Source organism: Chloroflexota bacterium, from assembly GCA_009840355.1.
Lineage (GTDB): Bacteria > Chloroflexota > Dehalococcoidia > Lucifugimonadales > JADFKI01 > Bin90.
The window spans coordinates 102,304-115,455 of record VXNZ01000005.1 but is presented as its reverse complement, the minus strand read 5'-3'; the positions used below and the strand labels follow the sequence as shown (position 1 = coordinate 115,455).

At 59.7% G+C, this 13,152-nt stretch carries 11 protein-coding genes; 8 read left to right on the top strand and 3 right to left on the bottom strand.

Going from position 1 to position 13,152, the window contains the following annotated elements:
• Positions 1 to 579: 579 nt before the first annotated feature.
• A complete protein-coding gene (locus tag F4X57_01335; GenBank protein ID MYC05817.1) occupies positions 580 to 1,803 on the bottom strand; it encodes an MFS transporter in 1,224 nt (407 codons plus the stop codon).
• 267 nt (positions 1,804 to 2,070) lie between these two features.
• Here F4X57_01335 and F4X57_01330 point away from each other — a divergent pair, with 267 nt between their 5' ends.
• The 5 genes from F4X57_01330 (at position 2,071) to F4X57_01310 (ending at position 7,637) form a co-directional block, all read left to right on the top strand.
• Positions 2,071 to 2,862 (top strand): SDR family oxidoreductase, encoded by a 792-nt coding sequence (locus F4X57_01330; GenBank protein ID MYC05816.1) that lies wholly within the window; start codon positions 2,071 to 2,073, stop codon positions 2,860 to 2,862.
• A 104-nt stretch (positions 2,863 to 2,966) separates the two neighbouring features.
• The gene (locus tag F4X57_01325) at positions 2,967 to 3,854 is read left to right on the top strand and encodes a polysaccharide deacetylase (protein ID MYC05815.1); all 888 of its coding nucleotides are present in this window, start codon (positions 2,967 to 2,969) and stop codon (positions 3,852 to 3,854) included.
• 133 nt (positions 3,855 to 3,987) lie between these two features.
• Entirely contained in the window at positions 3,988 to 5,121 is a 1,134-nt protein-coding gene (locus tag F4X57_01320; GenBank protein ID MYC05814.1) for a DUF1501 domain-containing protein, read from the top strand.
• A gap of 4 nt (positions 5,122 to 5,125) precedes the next feature.
• Positions 5,126 to 6,562, top strand: coding sequence for a DUF1800 domain-containing protein (locus F4X57_01315; protein ID MYC05813.1), 1,437 nt, complete (start codon positions 5,126 to 5,128; stop codon positions 6,560 to 6,562).
• A 112-nt stretch (positions 6,563 to 6,674) separates the two neighbouring features.
• Positions 6,675 to 7,637: a 6-bladed beta-propeller gene (locus F4X57_01310; GenBank protein ID MYC05812.1), complete on the top strand. Its 963-nt coding sequence runs from the start codon at positions 6,675 to 6,677 to the stop codon at positions 7,635 to 7,637.
• Between the two features lie 20 nt (positions 7,638 to 7,657).
• On the opposite strand, the gene F4X57_01305 is transcribed toward F4X57_01310, so the two are convergent.
• On the bottom strand, positions 7,658 to 8,548 hold the full coding sequence (locus tag F4X57_01305; GenBank protein ID MYC05811.1) for an NAD(P)-dependent oxidoreductase: 891 nt from the start codon (positions 8,546 to 8,548) through the stop codon (positions 7,658 to 7,660).
• Positions 8,517 to 8,771 (bottom strand): transposase family protein, encoded by a 255-nt coding sequence (locus F4X57_01300; protein ID MYC05810.1) that lies wholly within the window; start codon positions 8,769 to 8,771, stop codon positions 8,517 to 8,519. The genes F4X57_01305 and F4X57_01300 overlap by 32 nt, the downstream gene beginning before the upstream one ends.
• Positions 8,772 to 8,879: 108 nt before the next feature.
• On the opposite strand from F4X57_01300, the gene F4X57_01295 reads away from it, so the two are divergent.
• From F4X57_01295 to F4X57_01285, 3 genes are all read left to right on the top strand, one after another.
• Entirely contained in the window at positions 8,880 to 9,089 is a 210-nt protein-coding gene (locus F4X57_01295) for a transposase family protein (protein ID MYC05809.1), read from the top strand.
• 747 nt (positions 9,090 to 9,836) lie between these two features.
• The gene (locus tag F4X57_01290; GenBank protein MYC05808.1) at positions 9,837 to 11,555 is read left to right on the top strand and encodes a DNA polymerase III subunit alpha; all 1,719 of its coding nucleotides are present in this window, start codon (positions 9,837 to 9,839) and stop codon (positions 11,553 to 11,555) included.
• Positions 11,556 to 11,610: 55 nt separating this feature from the next.
• Entirely contained in the window at positions 11,611 to 12,996 is a 1,386-nt protein-coding gene (locus F4X57_01285) for a hypothetical protein (GenBank protein MYC05807.1), read from the top strand.
• The last annotated feature ends 156 nt before the right edge of the window (positions 12,997 to 13,152 follow it).

The following is a 13,152-nucleotide window of genomic DNA, read 5'->3' as shown; positions in this document are numbered from 1 at the left end:
CCCCACCCCACCCCCCCCCCCCCCCCCCGCGCCGGCAAAAATATGGCGCAACATGATTGTCCTCGATTCGGGCAATGGGTTTTTGGGTTTAAGGTATGGTGGCGCGCAGCCGCGTGGGATGACCCAGTCTAATTGATACTGAGCGGAGGTGTCAAGAGTTCTATACGATTTTTCAGACGGAATTTGCCTATATCGTATTGTGTTTCTTTGACAAACTTAACTTTGTCATATAAAAGCGATTTCATAAATGCTCTTCGACCACCAGATTCGTCATTCCTGCGGGGGCAGGAATCCAGAAATCGTGGAATTACAGGCATCTTGATGTGCTTTTCACTCCCACCCTAACCCTCCCCCGTCAAGGGGGAGGGGATTTGTGAAATCGTCTCAGGGGATAGGGTTTTTCGGTTGCCACCCTGAACGGAGTGAAGGGTCTGAAATCTCTGTGGGGAAACAGGGCTTGTCGCAGGCGAGGGTTTTAGATTCCTCACTGCGCTGCGTTGCGTTCGGAATGACAAGGGTGGGGCGCTGCGTTCGGAAGATGCCTGCGTGGAGCATCCTGCGAGGGTCTTCTCTCTTGCGTCACTCGTCGTCGCGGTCGGTGCGTATTGGGATCAGAGAGGAGCATATAACGAGCAGGACCGGCGCGAAGCTGATGAGCATCATGGCGAGTCTCAGGTCGCCGAGCCTGTCATGGAGCGCGCCTACCAGCGCGGGGCCGGTGGCTACTCCGAATGTGCCCAGCGTCATCATGAAGGATAGCGCGACCGTGGACTCCCGCGGCCTTATGCCGGGCAGGTAGAACGGTATCGAGTTGAGGATCGGCCAGTATCCCTGCGCCACGCCGCTGACGAGCGTTATGACGATGAGCAGAGGGATCGAGTCCGTGAGAGTCATTCCCAGGTAGGTCACCACCATAGCGACCCCAATCGCCTGGAGTATGTTCCTGCGCCTGTTTCCGCTCACCCTCGGCACAATCCGGCTGAGTAATATCCCGGACGGCCCGCCCGTAGCGATGCCGATTGCCAGCAGCAGCCCGGTCCAGTTGAGGGAAACGTCGTACACGTCCAGCATCAGGGTGGGGTAGAAGTTCACGAAAGACGACCACGCCATCGTGGTTCCCATCGATCCCGTGCCCGCAATCCAAAGCTCCCTGTATCCCAGCACGCGCCTGATGATTCCGAGCCTTCCGTCGGCGGGGTCTGCCTCCTGTTGCTCCGATTCGGCATTTTCCTCACCGTCGCTTCCCAGGATCGTCCAGAGCAGGGCAAGAACTCCGAGAGTCACCGCGAAGGTCAGCAGGACGCGCCGCCAGTCATCGCCGACGCGACTCAGGATGATTGGCGTCAGGACCAGCCCGCCACCGACGACAAGACCGAACAGCAGGTTATAGACGCCGGAGACGAGAATGAAGTCTCTTGGCGTGAACAGCCGGTGCATGAGCAGGACGCGGGCAGGCTCGCGGGCGAGTGTTGAGACGCCGAAGCCCAGCCGTCCGAGCAGCACGACGGCGAAATTTGGCCCCCAGCCCTGCACGAACATCAGCGCGGAACTCAGCGTGAATGTAACCGTGGTAAGAATCTTGGGCCTGTATCTGGACACCCACCAGCTTATCGGCAGCGTCAGAAACAGGTTTCCGAGGAACGCCGCGGAGCCGTAGAAGCCCTGCTGTGTGGGCGTGAGGCCGAGGTCGGCGCTGATCGAGGGCAGCAGCAGTCCGACGCTAATGACCATCATGAAGCCCGCGACGCTCGACAGAAGCCAGAGGCCCATGATAGCCCAGCGGTGTCTTAACAGGTTCATCATCTATCTCAACGGGGGAACAAGAACATGCCAGCGTGGCGTTACTCTTCAGCGTAAATGTCAGCGTGTATGACCAGCATAAATGTCACTAACTTATTCGGTGATGGTATCAGATTAGGTTGCATTAGACGTCAAATTGCTCGATCACGCGGACATAATCGCTGAACACTAGCCGGACATGGTCGCTGAGCAGCAATAAGCCCAGCGATTGAAAAGGCTACCGCCTCACCTGCTATAATCGGCGGTAGCAATTGAGGAGGCAGGGTTATAATGGACTTGGAATTGAACGGCAAGGTGGCGATTGTTGGCGGCGCCAGCAAGGGGCTGGGACGCGCGTGCTCGGAGGTGCTGGCAGAGGAGGGCGCGCAGGTGGCGATGTGCGCGCGCACGGCGGCAGACCTAGAACGGGCGGCGGACGAAATACGGGGCGCTACGGGAGCAGAGATTTTCACTTTTGCCGGCGACCTGGACAAGGAGGAGACCATCTCCGAGCTGGTGGCAGGCACTGTGGAACGCTTCGGGCAGTTGGACATCATGGTGAACAACTCCGGGGGGCCGCCGCAAGCTTACGCCAAGGATTCCACCGAAGAGCAGTGGCAGGAGTCGGCAAATCGCTCGCTGTTCTTCTTCGCTCGGATGACGCGAGAGGCGCTGCCGCATCTGCGCGCGCAGGGCGGCGGACGCATCATCAACATCCTGGCGAGCACGGTCTATACGCCGATACCGAACCTGGCGCTGTCGGCGGCAACGCGGATGGGCGTCATCGGGTTTATGAAGAACCTGTCCGACGACATCGGACACGAGAACATACTCATCAACAACGTGTGCCCCGGCAGCATCATGTCGGAGCGGATGATGGAGAACGTGGAGGACCGGGCGCGGGCGCAGGGGATTTCCATTGAAGACGCTCTGGAGCAGCGGGCGGAACAGACGGCGTTGAAGCGCATCGGCGAGCCGCGGGAACTGGCGTACCTGGTAGCGTTCCTGGCGTCGTCGCGGTCGAGCTACATCACAGGCACGACGATGCTGGTGGACGGCGGGCTGGTGCGGTCGGTGATGTAGATCACTCTGAGCGCCTCCCGAAGAAAGCACACGTCTCCGTCCACGCTCCTTGACAGCGCGGGATGGGGCGAGATTGGAAACTGGACGCCGCGAGGAGATTTGAGATGGCAGACAAACAAATTCTGTGCGCGTTTGGGGTTGACCTGGACGCCGTTTGCGGTTGGCTGGGTTCCTATGGCGGGGAGGACTCGCCTGACGATATTTCCCGCGGCATATTCGCCGGGGAAGTGGGAACGCCCCGGCTGCTTAAACTCTTTGAACGACTGGACATCAAGACTAGCTGGTTCATACCCGGCCATTCCATCGAGACCTTTCCGGACGAATGCCGCATGATTGTGGAGCAAGGGCATGAGATCGGAATGCACGGCTACTCCCACGAGAATCCCATCGCCATGTCGCCGAAGCAGGAGGAGGATGTGCTGCTACGCTGCATAGATCTGATTACCGAGACTTCGGGGCAACGGCCACGCGGCTACGTCGCGCCATGGTGGGAGTTCAGCCACGTTACGAACGAGCTGCTGCTGAAACATGGTATCAAGTATGACCACAGCCTGATGCACCGCGATTTTGAGTGCTACTATGTCCGCGTTGGCGACCGCTGGACGAAGATTGACTATTCCATGCCGGCAGACCACTGGATGCACGCCCTGGAGCGTGGCGAGGAGACCGACCTGGTGGAGATACCGGCTAACTGGTACCTGGACGACCTGCCGCCGATGATGTTCATCAAGAATTCACCCAACAGCCACGGGTTCGTAAATCCCAGGGACATTGAATCGATGTGGCGAGACCAGTTCGATTGGGTCTATCGGGAATACGACGAGGCGGTGTTCCCCATAACTATTCATCCGGATGTGAGCGGCCGGCCGCAGGTGCTGCTGATGCTGGAGCGCATCACGGAATACATCCGCTCTCATGACGGCGTGCGCTTTGCAACGTTTGAGGAGATTGCGGACGATTTTCTTGCCAAACACCCCAGGCAGCGACCATAGTTACTACTATGAAGCGGCTACGAGTATTATTTGTGAAACAGTCTCATATGTACACTGGGCGATAGTACGGTTAGAATGTGGAACAACATCCCGAGCCTGAAAATAGGTCCCGACATGCGCCGAGGAGGGATTCATGGTCTCCGAAAAGTCAAGCAGGTCGCTGGTGGTCGTCGAGCTCACTGGCGGCAACGACTGTCTGAACACGGTCGTTCCGTACGACGACGAGCTTTACTACGACAACCGACCCACTGTCCACCACAAGCAGGACGAGGTACTGAAGCTCGACGACCGGCTCGGGCTGAGCCCGCATATGGGGCCTATCAAGAGGTTGTGGGACGACGGCAATGTCGCCGTCATAAACGGCATTGGCTACCCGGACCCCAACCGCTCCCACTTCAGGGCAATGGACATCTGGCACACCGCCGAACCCACGAAAGTGATCGGGGAGGGTTGGCTCGGACGCGCGATCAGAGACCTCGACCCAAGAGGTGAGAACGTACTCACAGGCTTAAACCTCGGCAGAGGGCTGCCAAGGGCGCTATCGTGCGTGGGAGTGCCGGTGGCATCGGTAGGAAACCTCGAGACCTACGGGCTGTTCCCTGACATTCAGGACGAGCAGGCGCGGCTGGACACTCTCAACACCTTTTCACAGATGTACGGTGGGGCCGATGGAAGGGATGTCGTGTCCGAGTTCATCGGACAGACCGGCGAGGCCGCCCTCAAGGGAGCGGACATCCTCAGGTCTGCGCCTGAGAGCTATGATTCAGAAGTGGAGTACGGGGCGAATCCGTTCGCTCAGACGCTTCGCGACGCGGCCCAGGTGATATGCGCCGACCTCGGGACCCGCATCTACTACGCTCAGCACGGCAGCTTTGACACCCATGGCGGCGAGCTTCCCGTTCACAACAAGCTATGGCACGAGGTCTCCACCGCGATTGGCGACTTCATGGACGACCTCAAGGACCATGGACGGGACCGAGACACACTGGTACTGGTCTTCTCGGAGTTCGGGCGCCGAATCAAGGACAACGGTTCGGGCACCGACCACGGCTCCGGCGGCGTCGCCTTCTGCATCGGCGGCTCCGTGGAGGGCGGTCTGTACGGGGAGTACCCCTCACTCAAGTCGGCCGACCAGCTCCAGGGGGATCTGTACTTCAACAACGACTTCCGCTCCACTTACTCGACGATACTGGAGAGATGGCTTGGGCTGGACCCGGTACCGATTGTCAACGGCACATTCGAGCAGTTCGACTTTATTGGAGGGTGAAGAGATGGTCAGCAGGCAAGAGACAGAGTTAATGGCGCATCTGATGCGCCGCGCAGGATTCGGCGCATCCAGGGATGAGATCGAGGAGCGTGTGGCAAGGGGCTACGAGGAGACGGTGGAAGATCTGCTTAATCCTGAGCACACACAGCGCCTCGGCGACGACGTAATCCGAAGGTACCACGCCGACATTCACGAGTCCCGCCTTCCAGACCCGCCGGCTACGGAGTGGCTATACCGGATGGTCACCACCAGCAGCCCTCTTGAGGAGAAGATCGCCCTCTTCTGGCATGGCGTCTTCGCCTCGAGCTTCAGCAAGACCCAGCAGGCCCGGTCGCTGGCGGTCCAGATCGACATGTTCCGGCGATTCGGCCTGGGCAGGTTTGACACCCTTCTACTGGAGATATCCAGAGACCCGATAATGCTCATGTGGCTGGACAACCAGGACAATCACAATGGAGCCATCAACGAGAACTTCGGCCGCGAGCTGATCGAGCTGTTCTCCATGGGAATCGGAAACTACACAGAGGACGATATCAAACAGTGCGCCCGAGCATTCACGGGCTGGACTGTGGGCAACGCGGAGTACATGGCCGCGAGGGCAATGAAGGCCTCAATCTGGCCGTACGGTGCAATCGCCTGGCATTTCGACTACCGGGACCACGACCACGACCACGGCGAAAAGGAGTTCCTGGGAGAGAGTGGGCCATTCAACGGAGAGGACATAATCGAGATAATCGCTCGCCAGCCAGCGACCGCTAGATTCATCGCCAGGCATATCTACGACTTCTTTGTGGCGGACGAGGCACCGGTCCCACAGTGGCCCTACACTCCACCGCTGGACGCAGATGCCATCGAGACGCTGGCGGGCGTGTATGTGGACAGCGGTCACGATATACGCTCTATGTTGCGAGTCCTATTCAACTCCGATTTCTTCAAGGAGGCCCAGTTCGCGCGCGTGAAGTGCCCCGCCGAGTTCGTTGCGGGCGCGATGCGGCTCGGAGGCGGCGTTTCCGAGCCGACGCTGGCTATGAATGAGGCCAACGCGGTGATTGGATACATGGGGCAGAGCCTGTTGGCCCCACCGTCGGTGGAAGGCTGGCATGAGGGCACGGAATGGATTAACAGCGGAGCGCTAGTTGAGAGGGTGAACTTCGCGGCAAAGCAGTTCAACGACATCGAAAAGCCAGGCGTACGGCAAATCATCGACCGGTTGGCTAACGAAAATGGAAGCATCTTCACTCCCGAGGATCTGGTTGATAACTGTCTGGACCTTATGGGCCCTCTGACAAAGGTGGAGGAGTCAACCCGCAACGCGCTCGTTTGCCATGTAAGCAAGAAGGGCGATGTATCCCTCCGACCTCGGACGGCAGGAGAGTCCGACAGCCGCATCGCAGAGCTGTTGGGCCTCATCGCGGCGACAAAGGAGTTCCATCGGGCGTAGCCTCACGGCGTGAAGCAGCGGACCACGGCACTTATCCGGCAAGGAGCGACCACTGAGCGGCGTGAATCGAGCAAATGCCCCTGGTCTGAGTTATCTCAAGACCATCGGCGTAATGAACAACAACCCGACCGGCAGAGGCTTCGGTCATCCTGTGGACCTCGCCATCAGCAAGGGCGGCCGCATCTACGTGCTAAATCGGCACGCAGGGCTCGCTCGAGTCGGTATATGCACTCTCGACGAGGAATACCTGGGCGAGTTCGGCTCCTACGGCCACGAAGACGGGCAGTTCTGGCTTCCGACTGCTATCGCTGTTGATAGTAGTGAGAACGTCTATGTCGCCGACGAGTACCATCACAGTGTCACCGTGTTCGATAGGTCCGGAGCGTTCAAGAACAAGTGGGGAGAGCACGGCAGCGGCGACGGACAACTGGACGGTCCCTCCGGTCTAGCAATCGACGCCGACGACAACGTGTACGTCGTGGACCAGAAGAATTGTCGCGTGCATAAGTTCACCGCCGACGGTCGGCACCTGCTGCAGTGGGGGGAGAAGGGTGAAGAGGAGGGACAGTTCAACCTCCCTTGGGGCATAACTCTAGACACGCAGGACAACGTATATGTTGCTGACTGGCGGAATGACCGCATCCAGAAGTTCACAGCCGACGGCCGCTTTCTGGCCGCTTTTGGAGAGCCGGGAGAGCGCGAGGGCCAGTTCCACAGGCCCGCCAAGCCTGCGGTTGACGCCGAAGGGTATATCTACGTCGCCGATTGGGGTAACGAGCGCGTGCAGTTGCTGGCGCTGGACGGCGCATTCGTGCAGAGTCTCCGGGGCGAGGCCACGGTCTCGAAGTGGGCGCAGGAGTTCCTCGACGTCAACCCGGACGAGAGCACCACGAGAGACCAGTCCAACCTTGTGCCCGACCTACCCTCCCACCTCAACACGCCCTACTTGGTATCGACGCAGACGGAACCGTACTTCTGGGGCCCGGCCTCCGTTACGCTCGACGTTGATGGCAGGCTCTATGTCACAGAGTCCTCCAGGCACCGGGTCCAGGTGTACCGGAGGGTCAGAGGCTGACCGTTGGGCCGCGCGGCGGACTAGCGTTGCCTGATTTCGACACCTGCCGCGATCTCCTGCAGCCGGTAGATGACGTGGGTGTCCAGGTCTCCCCAGCCGCGGTTGCCGCACTGGATGGCGACCTGCTCCACAATGTTCGCAACCGGCATTGGAACGCTCAGCTCCCGTGCCAACTCGTTCGCGAGTCCTATATCTTTTCTGGCAAGAGCCTGCCTGAAGGAGGGAGGCTCGAACTCGCCCCGGAATACGGTCCTCTCTAAGCCTTCCTTCTGAGTGCCCAGAATCATTCTGCTGCCGGCTTCCATGAGGGCGTCCAGGTCGAGGCCGGCCTTCATACCCAGAGTTAGCCCCTCCGCAACCACCTGCCTCACTGCCAGCGTGATCATGTTGTTCACTAGCTTGCATGCACTTCCCATGCCCAGCTCGCCCTGATAGACGACCTTGTCGGCAAATGCCTCGAACACTGGAAGAAGGCGCTCGAACACTTCCCTGTCTCCGCTGGGCATAACGATCACCTCCCTGTTCTCAGCGGCGGCCGGACTTGTCAGTACCGGGGCGTCGAGTACGTGGGCGCCCTTCCCTTCGAAGACTCTCGCTATCTCGCGTATGAGGGAGGGCCGACTGGTGGAGATGTCCACGTAAACGTCCCCCTCGCCAATGCCGCTGACGATCCCTTCGGGACCGAGCGCTACCTGCTCCACCTCGGGAGGCCCCGGCACCGAGCTGAGAATCACATCGCTGGCGGCCGCGACCTCTCCGGGGGAAGCCGCCAGCCGAGCGCCACCCTCAAGTAGAGGCCTAGTCGCGCCCTCCGCCACGTCGAACACGACCATGGGAAACCCAGCCCTTTGGATGTTTCGCGCCATTGGCGTTCCCAAGTTACCAAGCCCTATGAAGCCTACCGTCTGCATGCTGACCTCCTATCGTCTCGTCAAGCGACTCCGCATTCGGTTGCATTGTACTCTTTATGTATCCGTTCTCCCAAGGCGCCCCAGACTCGATGTAAAGCGTCCTCGGTCCCACCTTCCCAAGCCACTCACTGGCAGCCCTTGCTGTGTACTCCGGTCCATTGTCCGAACGGACGTGGCCCGGTGCTAAACGTATCACCATCAGCTCAGAGAGAACCTCGATCACATCGGTAGAGCGGATGTGGCGCTCTGGAGTGGCACGGTGACGGGGTGTATATCAGTAGACTGGGTGGTCACCGACGCGTGCTCCGGTCGGACGGAAGCTATTCCATCATTGGCAAGTGAGCAGACTCTGAAGGTTGAAGGACTGGATGCATTCTCCCGCGTCTTCCCTGTCCCGATCCGCGGGATAAACTCCGACAACGACAGCGTGTTCACCAACGAGACTCTGCTAGGGTACTGTAAAGAACGAGGCATCGAATTCACGCGCTCGTGGGCTTACCGCAAAGAACGATCAGGCATGAAGAAGGACGGCTCGCACTGATCGACCCGCACGGACTCGTCGCTCTTCAGTGTGGCGCTCACTAGGCAACGATAGCAACTCGGGCAGAACTGCAGGAGGGCGCTGTCGTTTCCACTGCCGTGCAGACTGGCGCCTGCCACGCGGCACTGGAGCGCCAGTGGCAGACCGTCTTATTCAAATGGGGCAATGAGATATTGCCCTATGTTCGTGTAATTGCAAGTTGATAAAGCGTACATCTGTTCGCTAGTATTCGTCATGCATCTCCCTGATGCGCGGTAAACCTGACGGAGGCAATATGAGGATAGTCTGCCTGCTCATCACGTATCTGAGAGCCAAGTCGGAACTGCGAAGATACGCGCACCTGAGAGACAGCCCGATAGCCGTAGTGGACAGGACAAATGGGAAGCCTCTGGTAGTTGACACCTCCGCAGGGCTTCCGCAAGGGTGGGAATAACTCTGGAACAAGCCGTGTCCTGCCACAACGGCCTTATTGTACTCGATGCGGACGAGCCGTACTACCGGCGCGTGTTCGAGGATGTCGTAGAGGCGCTGCTTCAGGTCAGAGACCGGGTTGAGGCACAACCGCCAGACCAGACGCTCCCATGGAAGACCTGACGCCGACCGTGGGAGACATCAGCGCAGAGTCCGGCAGACAGCTCAGTCTGCTGGAAGAGGAATCTCGCGCTTGCGAAATTTGCCCTCTGTCTGTATGGGAGCAGGCACTTCGACAAGCTCAGGACGAGCGTGTTCTTAAATCATACACAGGAAATGATGTCATCCAAGCAGGCAAAATACGCAGAGCTTCACTGCAAGAGTTTCTACTCTTTCGGACAGGGCGCGTCCCATGTCCATGAGCTGCTCGCGCAGGCATCGGAGTACGGCTACCCGGCGCTCGCCCTGACGGACACCAATTTGTGCGGTGCGCTGGAGTTCGCCCGTCTCGCCAATAGCCTGGGCATAAAGCCCGTCAACGGATGTGAACTCACGTTGACGGACGGCAGCCGGCTAACACTGCTTGCTCGCACTCGCGAGGGCTACGGCAACATATCACGGCTGCTCACGCTGGCGAACGGGCACGACCGCCGCGAGCCGCGCCTTGACCCTGCGTACCTGCCCGCGCACACCGAGGGAACGGTGCTGCTCGCAGGCGGGCGCGACAGTCTCCTGTCCAACCTTGTGCAGCGGAGACGGCAGTTTCAAGCGCTGGAGCAAACGCGGCAGTACATGGAATGGTACGGACCCGACGGCGTGTACATAGAACTCCAGCAGAATTTTCTGTATGGAGATACCAAGAGAAACAGGCGGCTGATAAATCTCGCCCACGACTGCGGCGTTTCCGTGGTCGCAACGAATGACGCGCTCTACCACACGCCAGAGCGTTGCAGGCTTCAGCATGCCCTTGTCGCAGCCGCCCACAACACGACAACAGACCGCGCGCTGCGTTACATCAGGCCTAATGACCAGTCCTGCCTGAAGTCGGCGGAACGGATGAGGCGCCTATTCCGCCACTGTCCAGAGGCGCTCGACAACATCCTGCGAATCTCTGAGAGCTGCGACTTCAACCTCGACACCGATCTGGGATACTGCCTGCCGGATGCCGATGTTCCGGATGGATACACGCCCCAGTCCTACCTTGAGAGGCTGTGCTACGAAGCCGCCGCTCGGCGCTATGGCTCAGTAACAGAAGAAGTGGAGCAACGCCTGCGCGAAGAATTCAGGCTCATAGAGCTTCACGGCATGGCGGGCTTTCTGCTGCTGTACAGGGAGATTGCGCTGATAGCGCGGGAGATTATGTTGGAGCGCGGGCTTGTGAGTCCCGAGGTGCCGCTTGAAGCCAGGCCGCCGGGCAGGGGACGCGGCTCGTCCGTCGCGCTGCTTGTGGGCTACCTCATAGGCATCAGCCACATCGATCCGCTCGCGTGTGACCTCAGCCTTGAGCGCTTCATCTCCGAGGAAGTGGGAACACTGCCCGACATAGACCTCGATTTCCCCAGGAGCATCCGGGACGCACTGATTGAGCGCGTCCACCAGCGTTTCGGATCGGAACACGCGGTGCTGGCGGGCGCAATCGGCACATACAGGCTGAAGGGCGTCATACAGGACATGGGCAATGCACTGGGGCTGCCGCGAGAGCAGCTCAAGCTGCTGTCCAAGCAGGGACTATCGGGCGACGCGAAGACGATGGGCGAAGAGATGCGCCAGATGCCCGGATTCAGGGACAGGGTGGATGCGCCGGGCTGGAGTACGCTTGTGGAACTCGCGCCGCAGCTTATGGGCGCGCCCCGCTCGCTGGGGCAGCATGTGGGCGGAATGATACTGAGCAGCTCGCCCATCCCGGAGACCGTGCCGGTGAGAGCCGGAGCGATGGACGGGCGCTACATAATGGACTGGAACAAAGACAGCGTGCAGGACGCCGGCTTCGCCAAGATAGACATTCTGTCCTTGCCCGTATTGGACCAGATAGAGGAAGCGCTCGATTCTCACTGAGGATCGCACGGACGAGCGTCCGGACCTGAGCAGGATAAGTCCCGGGGACGATGCGGTGTACGACATGATAAACATGGGCAACTCGAAGGGGGTGTTCCTGCTGCAATCTCCGGCGCAGCTCAAGATAGCGCAGCGCCTGCGCTCTCGCAACCTGCGCGACCTTGCGTATCAGGTGGCGCTCATACGACCGGGCGTGGGCATGCAGGGCAGCGCGGTATCGCAGTTCATAGATCGCTACCGCCACGGCGTAGAGTGGGACTACGACCACCCGTTGGAAGAGCGCGCCTTGGAACGCGGCTGGGGCATTATAGTGTGGCAGGAGCAGGTGGTGCAGCTCGTCATGGATGTGGGCGAAATGAGCGCGACGCAGGCGGATGAGGTGCGCCGTGCATTCGCAAGACCCAACAACGAGCACCTGATAGCGAAGCACTGGGAGCGTTTTCTGGCCGGAGCGCAAGCCAACGGTGTTTCGGAAGAAATAGCGAGGAAGATATTCAACAAGGTTAATGGACATTACATGTTCCCGGAGTCCCACTCGCATGCGTTCTGCATCACCGCGTACCAGGCGGCGTGGCTCAAGCGATACCATCCGACCGAATTCTTCACGGCACTGATGAACAACCAGCCGATGGGCTTCTACCCGGTGGAGACGCTGAAGCAAGACGCCCGGCGCTTCGGCGTGCCCTTCCTGAACCCGTGCATCAATCTCTCCGACGAGAAGTGCGTTCCGCAGGGCAAGTCTGTGCTGTTGGGACTGCGCTTCATCAGGGATGTAGGAAAGTCCGGCGCAGAGACCATCCTGCGGGAGCGGCAACACGGCGGCGCATACATCGGCGCGGGCGACCTCGTGCGGCGCACGGGCTTGAAGCCGCAGGCGGTGGATTCGCTGGTCATGGCGGGCGCGTTTGACGGTGTTACCCCCAACCGCAGGCAATCGCTCTGGGAGGCGGGACTGCACCTGCGTCCGGGGAGGAACGGGCAGGCAGTGCTGCCCACATCTATGGATGCGAGCATGCCGCGGCTTGCGGACTTCACGGACTCGGAGAAGATGGCCGCCGAGTACGCCGTGATGGGAATATACCCGCGCGGTCATCTTATGGAGTTCGTGCGTCCCACGCTGGAGTCGGAAGTGATGACCTGCGCCGAAGTTGACAGACTGGACGACGGCGCGCCCGTGCTGGTCGCCGGCTGGCCCGTCGCTCGGCAGCACCCGAAGGGCAGGGACGGCACGATATTCGTGACCATCGAGGATGAGACTGGGGACGCGCAGGTCATCCTGTGGCCTCACATCTATAAGCAGTGCAAGAGAGAGCTGGGCAGCCAGGTAGTGCTGATTGCGGGCGAAATCTCGCGCTGGGACGGCACTTCCAACACCATCGTGTCCGAGGTGCGGGCACTGCGCTCCGGTGTGCGAATGCCGGAGGCGCATAACTGGCGCTGACGAGAGTCTCTGGAGAGACGACGTGATTGAAAGGGAGCCGTCCACAGTTTTTCTGTGGACTTGGAGTTCCCCGACCGAGTTGGTGACTTCTGGTGATGAATTGTCAGTTGCGGTCATCCTTAAACTCCTTCGCCAGATAACTAACAGTCATATAAG

What these genes read in the sequence shown, in the direction of transcription:
- F4X57_01335 (MYC05817.1), bottom strand. Translation starts at nt 1,803, where the DNA reads ATGATGAACCTGTTAAGACACCGCTGGGCTATCATGGGCCTCTGGCTT.
- F4X57_01330 (MYC05816.1), top strand. Translation starts at nt 2,071, where the DNA reads ATGGACTTGGAATTGAACGGCAAGGTGGCGATTGTTGGCGGCGCCAGC.
- F4X57_01325 (MYC05815.1), top strand. Translation starts at nt 2,967, where the DNA reads ATGGCAGACAAACAAATTCTGTGCGCGTTTGGGGTTGACCTGGACGCC.
- F4X57_01320 (MYC05814.1), top strand. Translation starts at nt 3,988, where the DNA reads ATGGTCTCCGAAAAGTCAAGCAGGTCGCTGGTGGTCGTCGAGCTCACT.
- F4X57_01315 (MYC05813.1), top strand. Translation starts at nt 5,126, where the DNA reads ATGGTCAGCAGGCAAGAGACAGAGTTAATGGCGCATCTGATGCGCCGC.
- F4X57_01310 (MYC05812.1), top strand. Translation starts at nt 6,675, where the DNA reads ATGAACAACAACCCGACCGGCAGAGGCTTCGGTCATCCTGTGGACCTC.
- F4X57_01305 (MYC05811.1), bottom strand. Translation starts at nt 8,548, where the DNA reads ATGCAGACGGTAGGCTTCATAGGGCTTGGTAACTTGGGAACGCCAATG.
- F4X57_01290 (MYC05808.1), top strand. Translation starts at nt 9,837, where the DNA reads ATGATGTCATCCAAGCAGGCAAAATACGCAGAGCTTCACTGCAAGAGT.